The organism is Caulobacter sp. ALps2, assembly GCF_058681635.1.
Genome location: NZ_CM178743.1, coordinates 894,146 through 909,373 on the forward strand (window position 1 = coordinate 894,146; position 15,228 = coordinate 909,373).

Consider the following 15,228-nt stretch of genomic DNA (forward strand, 5'->3'; position numbering starts at 1 on the left):
CCACTAAGGGTTGGCCCCGAACCCCTTCAGGAAGCCGGCGACGGCCCCCGCCGGCATCGGGCGGCCGAAATGGTAGCCCTGCACCTGGTCGCAGCCGTAACGATCCAGGGCCGCCAGCTGTTCGGCGTCCTCGACGCCCTCGGCGACCACCTTCATGCCCATGGAGGCGCCCAGGGTGATGACGGCCTTCACGATGGCCTCGTCCTCGGCGTTCTGGACGAAGGACTTGTCGATCTTCAGGCGGTCGATCGGGAACTGGCGCAGGTTGGCCAGGCTGGCGTAGCCGGTGCCGAAGTCGTCCAGGGCGATCATCACCCCGGCCTCGTGCAGCCGGCGGACGGTGTCGCTGACTAGGTCGGAGCCCCAGCCCATATAAACGTTCTCGGTGACCTCGATGGTTAGGCGCTCGCACGGCACGTTCCAGCGGGCCAGGCGCTCCTGGATCTCTTCGGCCAGACGGCCCGAGCGGAACTGCGCCGAGCTGATATTGACGGCCACGCGGCCGAACTCGACGCCCTGGTCCAGCCATTCGCGCATCTGGCGCAGCGCCGCCTCGAAGGCCACGTCGCCCAACTTCAGGGACAGCTCCTGGTCCTCGAAGGCCGGCATGAAGCGGGCCGGGGTCAGCACGCCCTGCTCGGGGTGGACCCAGCGCATCAGGGCCTCGAAGCCGGCGACCTTGCCTTCGCGGATGTCGACGACCGGCTGGTAGAACAGGGTGAACTCGTTCTCCGACAAGGCCAGGCGGACGTCGCGCAGCAGCTCCAGCCGCTGCTCGACCTCGGACCGCATCGACGGCTCGAACAGGATGCTGCGGTTCCGGCCGGCCTCCTTGGCGCGATACAGCGCGATGTCGGCATTCTTGATCATGTGGGCCGGATCGGCGTCCGGGTCGCCGTGCAGGGCGGCGCCCATGCTGGCGCTGGCGGTGAAGCTGCGGCCGCCGTGCTCGATCGGCTGGCGCAGCAGATCCTGCAGCTTGGCGATCGGTCGCAGCATGTCGGCCTCGCCGTGCAGGCCGCGCAGGATCACGGCGAACTCGTCGCCGCCCAGGCGCGCGACCGTGTCGTTGCTGCGGAAGGCGCGCTGCAGCATGCCGGCCAGGCGCTTGAGCAGCGCGTCGCCCGCGTCGTGACCCAGGCTGTCGTTGATGTCCTTGAAGTGATCAACGTCGATCATGATCAGGCCGAACATCTCGCCCAGCGTCTCCGACGCCGTCACCGCCTCCTGGAAACGGTGCTGGAACAGGGCGCGGTTGGGGAGGGCCGTCAGCGGATCCTTGAAGGCCAGGGTCTCGATCGCCTCGGTCTGCCGGCGGCGGTCGGTGATGTCCTTGAACAGGTTGACCAGCTTTTCGGGCTTGCCGTCGGCGCCGACGAACACCTTGCCGACCGAGCGGACCCAAGTCTCGATGTCGTCGTCGCGGTTCAACTTGAACTCGAAGACGCGGGCCTCGCCCAGCTTGCGGGTGGCCACGAGGTCGGCGCAGCGCTGGCGGTCGTCGGGATGGACGATCTCCAGCGGGTCGTCCTTGAACACGCACCACTTCTGCAGCTCGGGCGCGGTGCCCGAAAAATAGATCTCGCGGGTGCGCAGGTCGTATTCACGGACCAGCAGATCGTCGAGTTCCAGCGCCATCTTCAGGCGCTGCTGGTCGCGCTCGGCGCGTAGAACGCTCTCGGCATAGCCGGTGACGTCGCGGGCGGTGATCATCACCGCATAGGTCTCGCCCGCCTCCTGGCAGGCGCTGAACTCGGTGCGCCACACATGCCGCGCCCCCGCCGCGTCCAGCGTCGGCAGATAGCGCGAGAACGGAACGCCCTCCTCGGCGCAGGCCAGCAGCACGGCGGCGTCCTCGGGAGCCACCAGCCCGCCGGCGCCCGCGTCGCCGCCGATCGCCACGCCCGCGGCGATGCCCTGCTCGGCCCATTCGCGGCTGACGGCGACCAGCGTCAGGTCGCGGTCCAGCAAGGCCGCGGCGAACGGGATTTCGCGTACGAATTCGCCGAACACGCGCGCGCGCGCGCTGGCCAGGGCGCGCGTGGCGGTATCGGCCTCCAGTGTGGGTTGGACAGCCAAGGCTTCAATCTTCATTGTGTCGGCTTTCCGACCTTGTTTTTATTGGGCGTTTCCTGGTCGGCATAATCGCGTTCGTTCAATAAGAAATGGTTTGCGTCCAGACGGCCCGATGCCGCGCGACATCACCCCACGATCTGGCCTAGGGTTGCAGAAAGTCGTCGCGCCCTGGCCACGCCTAGAGAATTCCTGAGACCGCGCGCGGCCAAGCCGCATTGACAAGAAGGCCTGGGACTTCGAAAACGCCCGCGCCTAACTCCGTCCGATCTCATCAGAGTTTTCGATGACCTATATCGTCACCGACGCCTGCGTCCGCTGCAAGTTCATGGACTGCGTGGAGGTGTGCCCGGTCGATTGCTTCTACGAAGGCGAGAACTTCCTCGTCATCAATCCCGACGAATGCATCGACTGCGGCGTCTGCGAGCCGGAATGCCCGATCGACGCCATCAAGCCGGACACCGAGGACGAGGCCGACGGCAAGTGGCTGAAGATCAACGCCGACTACGCCAAGATCTGGCCGAACATCACGGTGAAGGGCGAGCCGCCCGCCGATCGCGAGGCGTTCGAGCGCGAGACCGGCAAGTTCGAGAAGTACTTCAGCGAAAAGCCCGGCAAGGGCTCCTGACCCAGCCTGCCCGTTTCTGATGAACATCAGAAACGGACGAGCAGGCCCGGTTTCTATCTTGTGGCGCCTGGCAAACGCCGAAACCGCCCACACTTTCGACCGCCACGCTCCCACCTTGATTTCTCAAGCTTGAGAAGACGTCAGGCCGCGAAAGCTTGACGGCGCGTCCCGCATGCCGGGATGCAACCCTTTCATAGGGCTGAATTTTATGCTATTGTCGTCGCCGACGTGACGGCTGCGGCTATTCGCGACCGTCTGTCTTGTCGAAGAAGCTGGTTCGAGAAGCCAATTTGAACCGGCTCGCCCGATCGAAGGCGAAGGGTGTCTTAGAGATCTATTCCAAATCCTGACAGGCCTGGCCCCGCGCACCTTATTCCGCGGAGCAAGAACCTGTCGTTTTTGATTTGATCTGGAACACGGCGTTCGGGCCCCTCGGGCCCGCATACATGAGGACGAACATGAGCAAGACTGGTCTGGAATTCTCGGTCGGCGATCACGTCGTTTATCCCGCGCACGGCGTGGGCACCATCCAGGCGATCGAGACCCAAGAAGTGGCCGGCATGTCGCTCGAAGTCTACGTCATCACCTTCGACCATGAAAAAATGACGCTGCGCGTCCCGACCAAGAAGGCCAAGACGGCCGGCCTGCGTCCGCTGGCGGAAGGCGGCACCGTCTCGCAAGCCCTGACCACCCTGAAGGGCCGCGCCCGCGTGAAGCGCACCATGTGGTCGCGTCGCGCTCAAGAGTACGAAGCCAAGATCAACTCGGGCGACCTGATCTCGATCGCCGAAGTGGTCCGCGACCTGCACCGCGCCGAGAACCAGCCGGAACAATCCTACTCGGAACGCCAGCTGTATGAATCGGCCCTCGACCGCATGGCCCGCGAGGTCGCCGCCATCGAGCGCATCGACCGCGAAGCCGCCATCGGCATCCTGACCAAGTCGCTGGTCAAGGCCGCCTAAGCGGTTCTTCACGGTTCGGAACGATCAAGACGCCCCCCGCTCAGCGGGGGGCGTTTTTGCTTGGGGATCGGAGGGCGCGCTCGAGCGAAACCACCCCGCCCGGCGCGACGATCAGCGCATCACGGGCGTCCAGGCGCAGGATCGCTACCGGACGTTTCCCCTCGGCGATCACCCTGCCCAGCCTCTGCTGTCCAAGCTCGAAACGGTCAAGAGGCCAGGGCATCGGCTTCAGCGGTTCATCGATCGGCCGCATGAAGTTGTCCCAATGGACCGGGATCATGGTCCAGGCTCCGACCGCGCCGCCGACCTCTCGCCAGTAATCGGCGATCTCCGCTCGCGACCGCTTGCCCAGCCGCCCCGCCCCCAGGAACACGACCTGTGCGGAGACTCCCGCATAGGCGCCCGGTGTGAAACCCGCGCTGGGATGCACCAGAATCTCCCGGCCGCCGTGCCGGATGAGGTAGGAGAAGTTCTCCTGATCCTTCAACCGCCAGAAACGGGCCGGCAGAGCCTGGTCGGGCGGAGTGGCGCCGGCCAGGGCCCAGGTTAGCAGACGCCCCGTATCGCCATGCGGCGCTTTGAAGACCTCGACGTCGTAGGGCCCGAACGAAAAGCGCTGACGATCGTGAACCTGACATCGACGCTCCGGCCCAAGCTTGGCGGCAACGCCCAGGTTCACGGTGGAAAGGCCGCCGACCAGCACCGTCTCCTTGCGCAGATCCGCGATCATCGGCGCGTCCATGGCGTGGTCGTGGTGGGCGTGGGCGACCAACACGGCGCGCAGGTTCTCGATTCCCAAGGTCTCGAGCCGCCGTTCCAGCGCGCCCCGATCGGGTCCGATGCGCCTCAGGACCGTGTCGCCGAAGTCGGGCCGCGTGAAATAGCCGTCGACCAGCAACTGGCTTTCGCCGTCGTCGAAGAGCAGCGTCGAGACCCCCAGGAAAGTGATCCGCAGGGGACCGGCGGGCGCGGCCTCGGCAGCGCTCGCCTTGGGACAGCCGTCCGCCAGAGGGCTTTCCGACCATGCGACGGCCGGCGTCGCGAGCAACGCCAGACCCAGGCTCGCGCTGATTAGCACGCCGCGAATATGACCCACCTCGCCGCCCCCGCCAAAGGTTGACGGAACGATGGTTTTCGAACTTGACGAAGTCAACCTCAGGTCATGAGATGCGCGCATCTCGCTCGTGAAATATTCGCGCTCAGGGGGGCGGTATGCGGAAGACGATCGCGGTCTTGACGGCGTTTGGCCTCGGCCTCATCGGCGCCCCCGCCCTCGCCGCCTGCGCGGACAACCCGCGGATCGACTGGAAGGTCGCCGGCGGCTTCACCCTGTTCAACAAGACCGAGGCTGGCCGCCAGGCCGGCGACGCGCTTCTGGACGACCTGGCCGCCGCCAATCCGAGCTCGGCTGGCGTCTCCATGGAACAGGCCTATGAGACGACCATCCGCCATCTCGTGGAAACCGACCTTCCCGATGGCCGGCGTCTGTACCAGGCCACCTTCTACGATCGGGCGACCGAGTCCTACGGCGAGAAGCAGGCATTCCTGAAGCCCACGCACCGCCGGATCTGGGTCCGGGCGCCGGGCGAGGCCGGCGACTGCGTCTGGCGGGCCGGCGACCAGGCCAGCATTCCCCGCGCGTGCGCCGAGGCGACGGCGCTGGAGGTCGCCGCGGAGAAGGACGTCACCGTCACCGCCGAGATCGCCGGCGCTCCCGCCGTGACGACCTGCGTCAAGGTCGAGGACACGCTGGTGCTGGCGCTGGGCGACTCGTTCGCGGCCGGCGAAGGCAACCCGGATCGCCCGACAGACTGGTCCAAACTGTCCTCGACGGGTCGAGCCGCCAAGCGGGACGGCATCGACTGGTGGTCTTCCAAGCCTTTGCCGCCCGGGGCCTCCGCCGACTGGTGGGACAACACCTGCCATCGCTCGCTCCTGTCGCAGCACGCCCAGGTGGCCCTTAGCCTGGCGGCGAAGAACCGGCGGCGCTCGGTGACCTTCGTTTCTTTCGCCTGCTCAGGCGCCACCATGCTGGACGGCTTTGTCGCGCCCCGCACCTCGGCGCCAGGCGGCAAGCGCTGGCCGAGCGGCGAGTGGAAGTCGGTCGCTTACCGCAAGTCCCAGATCAACCAGGCGGTCGAGCTGCTGTGCCAGGATCAGGCGCCCCAGTATCAGCGCTTCCGGCTAGAGCAAGGCCTGACCTACTGGAATACGCTTTCCAGCCACACGGTCCGCGAGCCCGGACAGAAACGAGACGAGGTCAGCATCCGAACCTGCTCGACGTGGTCGCGGCGGCCCGACGTCGTCCTGAACACGCTGGGCGGCAACGACATCGGCTTCGCCGGCGTCGCCGGCTGGGCCGTGATGCCAGCGGGTGGCCGCGGCCCGATGAGCCCCTTCTTCCTGATCAACGCCGCGCTTGAACCCAACCGCAATCCCGACATGGGGCTGGTCTGCCCCCTGAAGGTCCCTGGGCAATGGCGCTGCGAGACGACGATGGGCAAGCTGCTGCCTGGTCCGCGCCTCTATTCGCCCTCCGCCGAGGACCTGGCGCTGGTCGACCTGCCCAAGATGTTGGACCTGGGCGCGCGCGCCTTCCAAGCGTCCGGCCTGGGCGCCGAGGCGAAGGTGAAGATCCACACCCTCTACCCCAGCATCCTGCGCGACGACGCCGGGCGGCTTTGCGGCGAGGCCTGGACCCAGCCTCCAGGCGCGCGCGTGGTTCCCGCGAAGGACGAAGGCCTGCGGATGCAGCGCGAACCTTGGCTGGCCCAGTTCACCCGCGTGCCCCTGCTCAAGCCCGATCGCTGGAGCTTCGGCATCGCGAACGCTCCGGATGGCAAGGACTGCCTGGTCGGTGTGCCTGACAACATCGCCTACTACTCCAGCTGCGTGCTCGAAAAGCGCGCCTGGACCCACCTGAACCGCAATGTCGGCCAGGTCATGGCCCGGAGCGGCTGGACGGTGGTCGACCAGGCGAACGTGACCACGCGGCACGGCGTGTGCGCTCGCGACGGCCGGGAAGGCCTGGGCTATGAGCGTGAATTCGGCTGGCCTCGCTGGACCGCCTCCGGCTGGGATCCGAAGTACGGCGCGCCGACCGACTGGCGCCCCTACGCGCCCCGGGCGGGCCGCTGGTTCCGCACGGCCAACGACTCGGCTTTGACGCAGTACGTCGTGTTCAAGGGCGGCGAGGGTCGCGGCGAGGCCGTGAGCGGCACCATCCATCCCACCGCCCAGGCCCACGCCGTCATGGCCGACCGTATCGTGCAGGCGGCCGCCGCCGCGGACTGAACGACATTCCGGCGCCGCTTGCCCGCCGTCGCGATCCGCCGTCATATACGCGTGCGGTCGCACGGACGCCTGCCGGGGGGCGGGGTCGAGGGCGATCCGGAGTTCGAAGACCTCGTGCAGTTCGGCCCACTCAAGCGCTTCGACGGCGCCACCACCTTGGCCCAGCGCCTGAGCCTGCTGACGGTGCTGTTCCTGGCGCCGCTGGCCATCCTGCTGTCGACCCTGACCGTCTATGCCCTGCACGACATCGCCTTCACCGAGCGCGAGGTGCGCGGCGCGGGGCTGCTGCGCGACATCTGGCCCAGCGTGGTCGGTCCGGCCCATCGCGAGAAACAAGCCCTGGAAGGGCCCGCCCGGGACCTGGGCGTCGAAGCCCAGCTTCACGCCTTCGCCACCGCTCAGCCCGCCAACCAGCCCGAGGCCGGCGCGGTGCTGATCGGCGCGATCGCCGACGCCTCGAACCTGACTCTGGACCGCGACCTGGCCCGCTTCTATCTGGGCGACACGGCCGCCGTGGGCCTGCCCGGTCTGTGGACCGCGATCCATCGGCTGGGCCAGGTCTCCGCCTTGCCCGATGGCGTGACCGGCCGACGCCAACGCGTGTTGTCGGCCTATGAGCGGCTGAACGCCCAGGCCGAGATTCTGGACCTGTCGCTGGCCAAGGCCGCGTTGAACCACCCCGATCCCAATGTCCGCGCCGCGTTGGCCGCGCGCCGCGCCGAGCTGAGCCTGGCGCGCGGCGCCGCCGTGTCGCGGCGCGACGCCGTCGCGGCGGGCGCGACACCGGACCTGGATCGCCTGCGCGCCGCGACGATCGCTGCCTGGGACACCAGTGCTCGCCACCTGCACGCCTCGGTCAAACAGGAGCTGGACCTCCTGATCATCCGCTTTGGGGTCAGCCTGTTGGTCGTGGCGGTTTCGGTGGCCGGCGCCTTGGCTCTGGCGTTCACCATCCACCGCGGCATCACCCGACGGATCGACGGCCTGATCGCGGCCATGTCGCGGCTGACCGCCGGCGACCTGAATGTCGAAATCCCGCACCTGGACCAGCGCAACGAGTTCGGCCGCATCGCCGAGACCGTCCTGGCCTTCCGCGAGAGCCAGTTGGAGCGCGCCCAGCTGGAACAGGACGCCGCCGCCGCCGACCGCGCCAAGTCGATGTTCCTGGCCAATGTCAGCCACGAGATTCGCACACCGCTGAACGGGGTGATCGGGGCCAGCAGCGCCTTGTCCCAGACCCCCCTCGCGCCCGAGCAGCGACGTATGGTCGACCTGATCCGCGCCTCGGGTCGTGACGTCGAGCGGCTGATGTCCGACATCCTGGACGTGGCCAGCCTAGACGCCGGCGACCTGAAGCTGGAACTGGCCGCCTTCGACCTGGTCGAGACCATCGAGGACGCCATCGCCCCGCTGCGGGCCCGCGCCGCCGACAAGGGCCTAAGCCTACGCCTGGATCTCAACGCCCAGACCGAAGGCCGCTTCGAGGGCGATCCGACCCGCCTGGCTCAGGTGGTCGGCAACCTGGCCGCCAATGCCGTCAAGTTCACGGAAACCGGCGAGGTCGTGGTCTCGATCGCCACCCTGCCGACCGCCTCGGCCGCCACTCGCAATCTGACCGTCGAGGTGCGCGACACCGGCGTCGGCTTCGACGAGGCCCAGTTGCCCGAACTCCTGCGACCCTTCACCCAGGCCGACGGCTCACTGTCGCGGCGTTATGGCGGCGGCGGCCTGGGGCTGCCGATCTGCAAGGCCATTGTCGAGATGCTGGGCGGAACGCTGGAGGCGCGGTCCAAGCGTGGGGCTGGCAGCTGCTTTCGCTTCACCGTGCCGCTGCGGGTGGCGACCACGGACGCGCCGGTCCCCGCCAACGCGCCGGCGGAGCGGCCCGCCCGCGTGCTGCTGGTCGAGGATCACGAGGTCAACCGCGCCGTCGTCGAGCTGCTGCTGGCCCCGCTGGGCGTCGAGCTGGTCATGGCCTGCGACGGCCAGGAAGGGATCGAGGCCTTCGAGAGCGACCGCTTCGACCTCGTCCTGATGGACATGCAGATGCCTCGCGTCGACGGCCTGGCCGCCACCCGGCGCTTGCGCGACATCGAGGCCAAACGAGGCGAGGGCCGCACGCCGATTGTCATGCTGACCGCCAATATCGGCCCCGAGCACCAGCTGGCCGCCCTGGCCGCGGGCGCCGACGCCCACCTGGCCAAGCCGATCGACCGCGAACGGCTCTGGAGCGTGGTCATGGGCGGCGCCGAGGCCGCCTGAAGTTGCCCCCGATAAACGAAGCGGGCTAGCTGAAGGCGGGCCCCTTTAGGGCGAGAAGGGAAACCGCGCATGGACGAACACGCCAAACAGGGCGCGGTGACCCGCTTTCTGACCACGGCCCCGCCCTGGCTGTTCGCCCTGTATGGCGGACTGTCGTCTTTCGCCGTCTATTTCGCCATGTTCGGCTATCGCAAGCCCTTCACGGCCGCCGCCTTCAGCCATCCGGAAGGCTGGCCTTTCGCCTTCGACTTCAAGATCGCTCTCGTCATCGCCCAGGTCGCCGGCTACGCCACGGCCAAGTTCATCGGGGTCAAGGTGATCTCCGAGATGCGGGCCAGCAAACGGGCCATGGGTATCCTGACCCTGATCTTCGGGGCGCAGATGTCGCTCTTGCTGTTCGGGACACTGCCGACGGTGATCGGGCCGATGGCCATGTACCTGAACGGCCTGTGCCTGGGGATGATCTGGGGCCTGGTGTTCGGCTTCCTGGAAGGCCGCCGCCTGACCGAAGTGCTGGGGGCGATGCTGTGCGCCAGCTTCATCCTCTCATCCGGCGTGGCCAAGTCGGTCGGCAAGATGCTGCTGCTGGCCGATGTCGACGAGAAGTGGATGCCGGCCATTTCGGGCCTGGTGTTCGCGCCGCTGATGCTGGTCGCCGTCGTGGCCCTGGCCCAGCTGCCGCCGCCCAACGCCGCCGACGAGGCCGAGCGCGTGCGCCGCGCCCCGATGAGCCGCCAGGACCGCGTCGCCCTGTTCGCCGCCCACGCCCCGGCCCTGATCCTGCTGATCGCGGTCTATGTGATCCTGACCGCCCTGCGCGACTTCCGCGACAACTTCTCGGCCGAGATCTGGGCCGAGCTGGGCTTCAAGAACGCCGCCTCGATCTTCACCCTGTCGGAGCTGCCGGTGGCCGCGATCGTGCTGGTCGGCCTGGCCGCTCTCATGGGGGTCAAGGACAATCGCCGCGCGGTGGCCTTCAACATCGGCTTCGTGGCCTTGGGTTTCGCCCTGCTGGGCGTCTCGACCCTGGCCTATCAGCTGCACGTGCTGCCGCCGGTCTGGTGGATGATCCTGGCCGGCGCGGGGCTCTACATGGGCTACACCCCGTTCAACGCCATGCTGTTCGACCGGATGATCGCCGCCACCGGCAAGGTCGGCACGGCGGGCTTCCTGATCTATGTCGCCGACTCGTTCGGCTATATCGGCAGCATCTCGCTGCTGCTGGTGAAGTCGTTCGCCAAGCTCGACATCGAATGGGGTCAGTTCCTCGCGGGCGGGGCCTATATCGCCTGCGGCCTGGGCCTCGTCGGCCTGTTCTTCGCCAACCGCTTCCTGAGGACGCTCTAAGATGGCGCCGCGGACGATCAGCCCGCGCGCCCTCTAGACCGGCACGCCGAGCCCGACCTTGGTCCGCTCCATCACCACCGAGGCGCGGAAGCGGCGGACATCGCCGTTCTCGAAGAACAGGCGATGGGTCAGGGCCTCGAAGTCGGACTGCCCACCATGCCCTCGGGCGCGGCCAGCTTCGCGGCCCTGCTGGCCGCCGCCCCGCCGTCCGACACCCGTTCTCTGATCATCCTGACCGAAGGACCGCTCGCGTGAAGCTGCTTTGCCAGACCCACTCGCCGTTCGCCCGCAAGGCCCTGGTCTTCGCCCACGAGGCCAGGCTCGCCGATCGGATCGAGGTGATCCACCATGAGACCAGCCCCACCCTGCGCAAGGAAGAGGTCTTCGCCCTCAACCCGCTGAAACAGACTGGTCTTTAGAAACAGACTGGCCTTTAGAAACAGACCGGCCTTGAGCCGGCCACGCTTGCGCGCGAGGATGCGAATGGCGGGCGCCACTGGGAGAGTTTGATCATGCGTGTCCTGATCGGATCCGTCGTCTTGGCGGCGCTGCTGTCGGCCGGTCCCGCCCTCGCCGCCCCCGCCAAGCCGGAGCGTTCCAAGAGCGCGTGCTTCCGGCCCGACGACGTCAACGGCTTCACCGTCATCGACGACCGCACCGTCGACGTCACCATCAGCCCCAGGAACGTCTATCGCTTGACGCTGTTCTCCCCGTCGCCCGACATCGACTGGTCGCTGCGCATCGGCATCTATTCACGCGGGCGGTCGTGGGTGTGCTCGGGCTATGACGCCGAGATCATCGTGCCGGACGCGACCGGCCGGCGGCGCTATCCGGTGACCGACGTGCGCAAACTGACGCCGGAAGAGCTGGACGCGATGAAGACCGCGAAGAAGAAGTAGGCCGCCCCAGCTCGCAACTCAGTTCGGGCGATGCCTGCGGGCGGCGTCCGACAGCGAGCGGTCGCGATCGTCGGCCGTGCGGCCGCCTCCCGCCAACAGGCGCACGCCCAGCACGAAGCCGGCGACGACGGCGGCCATTTTCAGGGCCACCACCAAGGCCGAGCCGGCGAGCAGGACCGAGAGGATGTCTTCCAGCATCAGTCTCTCCTCCTAAGCGGACAGGTCGGTCGAGGCGTTGCGCGCCTCGGCGGCCAGGCGGCGCCAGCTTTCCAACACGTCGACCACCGAGCCGCTGGCCACGAACGGCTGATCGCGCTCGGCGCAGCGCAGCACCTGGGCGGCGCCGGCCCGCAGGTCCTCGGCGATGGCGGCCCAGTCGTCCGACAGCCGGGCCAGACCGCCGACCTCCAGGCCGTGGATCGCGGCCGGGGCGACGACGTCGTGGAAGATCAGCTCCTGCCGCGAGCGCAGAGGCGGTTCGAACGCCCAGCGCTGTGTCGAGCCGCCGCGCTTCAGGCGGGTGACCACGGGCGCGCCGTGCCGCCAGCCGCCCTCGCCCGGGCACTCCAAGGCCAGGGTCTGGTAGCTGACGTTTTGCAGATAGAGGTCGGACGAGACCGAGACGAGGAACCGCGCGGCGTCGACCGGCGTCGCCTCGCGGCGCGCCACGCGCGGACGTGGCCCGCGGTCAGCGAAGGTGAACGGCGGCGGCGTGCGGGTCAGCGGGATCAGCTCTTCGTCCTGGTCGACGATCAGCACCAGACAAGGATCGGCGGCGCTGACCAGGACATGGGCCTCGCCGCTGGGTTCCAGCACCCAGAACTGACGCTTGTCGAAGATCGCCATGTCACTGGCGCAAGCGTCGCCATGGTCGTCATAAGCCAGGCACAGCCCCGGGACGTGGGGCAGGACGATACGGACGGGCGGATTGCGTTCGCGGCCGGCGAACACCGCGCCCAGGCGAGTCGCGGCCTTGGCCAACGGAGCGACGGCGTCGCCCAGGGCGCTGGCGCGACGAGCGCGTTCCTCGGCGGCGCGGCACAGGGTCTCCAGAATCGCCTGGCAGGCCCGGGCCTCCTCCAGGGACGGCGCCCGCGTCTTCAGCGGCGCCAGCAGGGCGGCCAGCCGACGGTAGAGCTCCGGAGTGTCCTTGGCGTAGCTGACAATATCCTCGGCCAAGGTGCGGGCCTTGCCGCGCATGCTGGCGTCACAGGCCCGCGCGGCGGCGGTGAAGTCGTTCCAGGCGTTCAGCAGCGAGGGGTCGGCGAACCAGGTGACCCGCGCGATGTCGACGGCGGGGGCGGCGCGACGGCGGCCCTCGGCCGCCATCAGGCACAACAGGCGCCAGGCCTCGGTCTCCAGCGCCGACAGCGGTTCGACCGGAGCGACCGCCGGCTGAGGCAAGGCCTCGCCGCCGGCGACTACGCTCCGGGCCCGGGCGAAATCGCCCCCACGATCGGCGAAGAGCCGCAAACTACGCACCGGTTCGTCCGTAGCGGCCGTCCAGGATCGTCGTCGCCGCGTACCGGAAGACGCCGTCGATGAAGACCGGCACGTCGGCTTCGGGGACGCCCTGCTCGCGGGCCCACACCTTCAGCACATGGCGCAGCAGGCGGGCGGCGGCGTCGTCGGCCGGCGGGGCGGCGTTGAGGACGGCGTTGGGGGCGTCAGGGGAGAAAGACTTTTCGAGAAGCATGGTCGGCTCCTTTGGCGTGGCGGGGGCCGCGTCGCCGCGACCTGGGGAATGGCGTTTCGAAAAGAAGGGCCCGACCGGCGGGTGGCCGGGCCCTTTAGTCGGTTCACGCGGCCGGCGACGGGCTTGGACTTGGGGCGGTGCTCAACCACCCCGCCTCCCCGCTCGTCGCGGTCGACAGCTGAACCATGGAAAAAAATTGCGATTTCAGATGTGCCGATCTGCACACCGGGCGCGGATCACATACCGCGGGTCGGTAAAACGTGCTGAGCGAGCAATCGATTGCCAGCACGCCTTGAGGGTGCGCCGCCCTCTAGGGAGCCCTGGCCAGGCTGAAGATGGGGGTGGCCGGAAAGCCCTTGCGGCCCTGGGTGCGGCCGACATAGCCGCAGGCGACGGCGTCGCCGTGGAAGGTGGCCAGCGCGCCGGCCAGGGCCTCACTGACGCCCGCCGAGCCGGGGGCGACATCCGGCTCGATCCGGGCGGCGACGACCACATGGGCGCCGATCACCGCCGGGGCGTATGTCAGGGGATGGCGACGCAGGTGCACCGGACCGTAGTGCCCGGCGACCCGCAGGCCCAGCGTGCGAGGCAGGCCCAGGGCCTTCAGGTCCAACGCCTTGTGCCCTTCCAGCAGGGCCAGGGCGGCAAGGGCCGCGTCGATCGGCCGATCGAAGACCAGAAAAAGGCCGTCGCCCCAGGTCTCGATATGGCTCGGTGGGGCGGCCAGCCATTCGATCGCCTTGGCCATGCGCCCCATCACCGTCTCGATGAAGGCCGGGATCTGGTCGTCGCGCAGGGCGCCGAAGCCCTGGACGTCGGCGAACAGCATCGCCTTCATGGCGCGCTTGGGCGGTTCGTGCCGGTTGGCGGGCGGACGGCGGACGGGCGCGGGGCGCTCGATCGGGATCACCGCGCGACGGCGGCCGCTGCGCGCCCAGTAGTTCAGGTCGTAGGCGACCCCGGCCCGTCCGCCGGTCTCGTGGCCGTCCCACACCGCCAGCTGGATCGCCTCGGTCGACAGGGTCTGGGCCCGCAGCACCGCGCAGCCCATCGCGAACTGGCTGGAATAGGCGAAGACCTGCTCGTCGCCCAAATAGGGGTCTTGCGAGCCATAGCGGATCGAGGTCGCCCGCCGCATGCACTGCTCGAACCGATCGATCCATTCAGCGCCGAACGGGGCCACGGAGACCTCGACGAACGACGCGCGGCCGACGGGCAGCACCACGTGCAGTTCGGCCCCGGCCGCCAACAGGGCCTCGGCGAAGATGATGTCGGCGCCGGCCGCGAGACTGCCGTAGCCGAAGCCGACGCGCTGGTCCTTCAGCAGCTGGTCGACCTGGCGGCGCAGGGCGCAGTCCGGCCGCGCCCCGTCCTTGTCAGGCCCCAGGATGTGGCCCGTGAAGTGGGCGCAGACCGGCGGGCGGAACGGGGCCAGCCAAGCCTGGTCGACGCCGGTCTCGCGGCACAGCATGTCCAGCTGGCGCAAGGTCGAGGCGTGGGCGGCGTAGGCTTGCGGCGCATGGGCCAGAGCGGCGGCCAGGGTCTCGCGCGCCGCGGCGAGGTCGCCCATGAGGAAGCGGGCTTCGGCGCGGCTGGCGGCTTCGTAGTAGGCGGCCTCGCCCGTCAGACCGGAGGGAGGCGGGATCTCCAGCGCTACGGCGGCGCGAGCGCGGGCGCCTTCGTGATCCCCGGCCACCAGGGTCATGGTCGCCGCGTTGATCGCGCCGTAGAGGCCGCCAAAGCGCTGGAACAGCGCCTCGTAGCGCCGGATCGAGGCGCGCGCGAAGGCGGCGCGGCGCGGACCGCGGGTGGCCAGGGCCACGTCCTTGAGAAGCCGCGCCCCCAAGGCCACGGCGTCCGAGTCGTCCGCCTGGTCCAGGCCCAGGCGGACATATTCGGATCGCGCGAAGTCGATGGCGCCGGACCGCGCCAGGCACAGCACGGCGGCATAGGCGACGTCACGCGTGATCTCGCCCGCCTCGAGAGCGGCGCGAGCGATGTCGTAGGCGGCGAGGATTTCGCCGCGCTGGATCAGCGCGGCGATCTTTGCCTTGTCGAACACCGCGT

14 protein-coding genes are annotated in these 15,228 nt (G+C 68.7%); 8 read left to right on the top strand and 6 right to left on the bottom strand.

Annotated features, from left to right (window positions below):
• Positions 1-3: 3 nt before the first annotated feature.
• Positions 4-2,094 (bottom strand): putative bifunctional diguanylate cyclase/phosphodiesterase, encoded by a 2,091-nt coding sequence (locus ACW173_RS04060; RefSeq protein ID WP_492083593.1) that lies wholly within the window; start codon positions 2,092-2,094, stop codon positions 4-6.
• Between the two features lie 265 nt (positions 2,095-2,359).
• Between ACW173_RS04060 and fdxA the strand changes: the two genes are divergently transcribed.
• Both fdxA and ACW173_RS04070 read left to right on the top strand, forming a co-directional pair.
• Positions 2,360-2,701, top strand: a complete 342-nt coding sequence (gene fdxA, locus ACW173_RS04065) for a ferredoxin FdxA (RefSeq protein WP_492083594.1) — start codon at positions 2,360-2,362, stop codon at positions 2,699-2,701.
• A gap of 458 nt (positions 2,702-3,159) precedes the next feature.
• Positions 3,160-3,663 carry a CarD family transcriptional regulator gene (locus ACW173_RS04070; protein WP_295109222.1) on the top strand — a complete coding sequence of 168 codons (504 nt, stop codon included), beginning with the start codon at positions 3,160-3,162 and terminating at the stop codon, positions 3,661-3,663.
• Between the two features lie 40 nt (positions 3,664-3,703).
• Here ACW173_RS04070 and ACW173_RS04075 read toward each other — a convergent pair whose 3' ends face one another.
• Entirely contained in the window at positions 3,704-4,759 is a 1,056-nt protein-coding gene (locus tag ACW173_RS04075) for an MBL fold metallo-hydrolase (protein WP_492083595.1), read from the bottom strand.
• A 116-nt stretch (positions 4,760-4,875) separates the two neighbouring features.
• Between ACW173_RS04075 and ACW173_RS04080 the strand changes: the two genes are divergently transcribed.
• The 6 genes from ACW173_RS04080 (at position 4,876) to ACW173_RS04105 (ending at position 11,465) form a co-directional block, all read left to right on the top strand.
• Positions 4,876-6,957, top strand: a complete 2,082-nt coding sequence (locus ACW173_RS04080; RefSeq protein ID WP_492083596.1) for a hypothetical protein — start codon at positions 4,876-4,878, stop codon at positions 6,955-6,957.
• A 51-nt stretch (positions 6,958-7,008) separates the two neighbouring features.
• Entirely contained in the window at positions 7,009-9,219 is a 2,211-nt protein-coding gene (locus ACW173_RS04085) for an ATP-binding protein (RefSeq protein ID WP_492083597.1), read from the top strand.
• A 69-nt stretch (positions 9,220-9,288) separates the two neighbouring features.
• The gene (locus ACW173_RS04090) at positions 9,289-10,566 is read left to right on the top strand and encodes a DUF5690 family protein (protein WP_492083598.1); all 1,278 of its coding nucleotides are present in this window, start codon (positions 9,289-9,291) and stop codon (positions 10,564-10,566) included.
• 123 nt (positions 10,567-10,689) lie between these two features.
• On the top strand, positions 10,690-10,821 hold the full coding sequence (locus ACW173_RS04095; protein ID WP_492083599.1) for a hypothetical protein: 132 nt from the start codon (positions 10,690-10,692) through the stop codon (positions 10,819-10,821).
• On the top strand, positions 10,818-10,985 hold the full coding sequence (locus ACW173_RS04100) for a thioredoxin domain-containing protein (protein ID WP_492083600.1): 168 nt from the start codon (positions 10,818-10,820) through the stop codon (positions 10,983-10,985). Before ACW173_RS04095 ends, ACW173_RS04100 begins: the two co-directional genes overlap by 4 nt.
• 93 nt (positions 10,986-11,078) lie before the next feature.
• Positions 11,079-11,465, top strand: a complete 387-nt coding sequence (locus ACW173_RS04105; protein WP_492083601.1) for a DUF6491 family protein — start codon at positions 11,079-11,081, stop codon at positions 11,463-11,465.
• An 18-nt stretch (positions 11,466-11,483) separates the two neighbouring features.
• On the opposite strand, the gene ACW173_RS04110 is transcribed toward ACW173_RS04105, so the two are convergent.
• The 4 genes from ACW173_RS04110 to ACW173_RS04125 form a co-directional block, all read right to left on the bottom strand.
• Positions 11,484-11,663, bottom strand: coding sequence for a hypothetical protein (locus ACW173_RS04110; protein WP_492083602.1), 180 nt, complete (start codon positions 11,661-11,663; stop codon positions 11,484-11,486).
• A gap of 12 nt (positions 11,664-11,675) precedes the next feature.
• On the bottom strand, positions 11,676-12,947 hold the full coding sequence (locus ACW173_RS04115; protein WP_492083603.1) for a hypothetical protein: 1,272 nt from the start codon (positions 12,945-12,947) through the stop codon (positions 11,676-11,678).
• On the bottom strand, positions 12,940-13,161 hold the full coding sequence (locus tag ACW173_RS04120) for a hypothetical protein (RefSeq protein ID WP_492083604.1): 222 nt from the start codon (positions 13,159-13,161) through the stop codon (positions 12,940-12,942). The genes ACW173_RS04115 and ACW173_RS04120 overlap by 8 nt, the downstream gene beginning before the upstream one ends.
• Before the next feature lie 310 nt (positions 13,162-13,471).
• A complete protein-coding gene (locus ACW173_RS04125; RefSeq protein WP_492083605.1) occupies positions 13,472-15,223 on the bottom strand; it encodes a tetratricopeptide repeat-containing protein in 1,752 nt (583 codons plus the stop codon).
• Between the last annotated feature and the right edge of the window lie 5 nt (positions 15,224-15,228).

What these genes read in the sequence shown, in the direction of transcription:
- ACW173_RS04060 (WP_492083593.1), bottom strand. Translation starts at nt 2,094, where the DNA reads ATGAAGATTGAAGCCTTGGCTGTCCAACCCACACTGGAGGCCGATACC.
- fdxA (WP_492083594.1), top strand. Translation starts at nt 2,360, where the DNA reads ATGACCTATATCGTCACCGACGCCTGCGTCCGCTGCAAGTTCATGGAC.
- ACW173_RS04070 (WP_295109222.1), top strand. Translation starts at nt 3,160, where the DNA reads ATGAGCAAGACTGGTCTGGAATTCTCGGTCGGCGATCACGTCGTTTAT.
- ACW173_RS04080 (WP_492083596.1), top strand. Translation starts at nt 4,876, where the DNA reads ATGCGGAAGACGATCGCGGTCTTGACGGCGTTTGGCCTCGGCCTCATC.
- ACW173_RS04090 (WP_492083598.1), top strand. Translation starts at nt 9,289, where the DNA reads ATGGACGAACACGCCAAACAGGGCGCGGTGACCCGCTTTCTGACCACG.
- ACW173_RS04095 (WP_492083599.1), top strand. Translation starts at nt 10,690, where the DNA reads ATGGGTCAGGGCCTCGAAGTCGGACTGCCCACCATGCCCTCGGGCGCG.
- ACW173_RS04105 (WP_492083601.1), top strand. Translation starts at nt 11,079, where the DNA reads ATGCGTGTCCTGATCGGATCCGTCGTCTTGGCGGCGCTGCTGTCGGCC.
- ACW173_RS04110 (WP_492083602.1), bottom strand. Translation starts at nt 11,663, where the DNA reads ATGCTGGAAGACATCCTCTCGGTCCTGCTCGCCGGCTCGGCCTTGGTG.
- ACW173_RS04120 (WP_492083604.1), bottom strand. Translation starts at nt 13,161, where the DNA reads ATGCTTCTCGAAAAGTCTTTCTCCCCTGACGCCCCCAACGCCGTCCTC.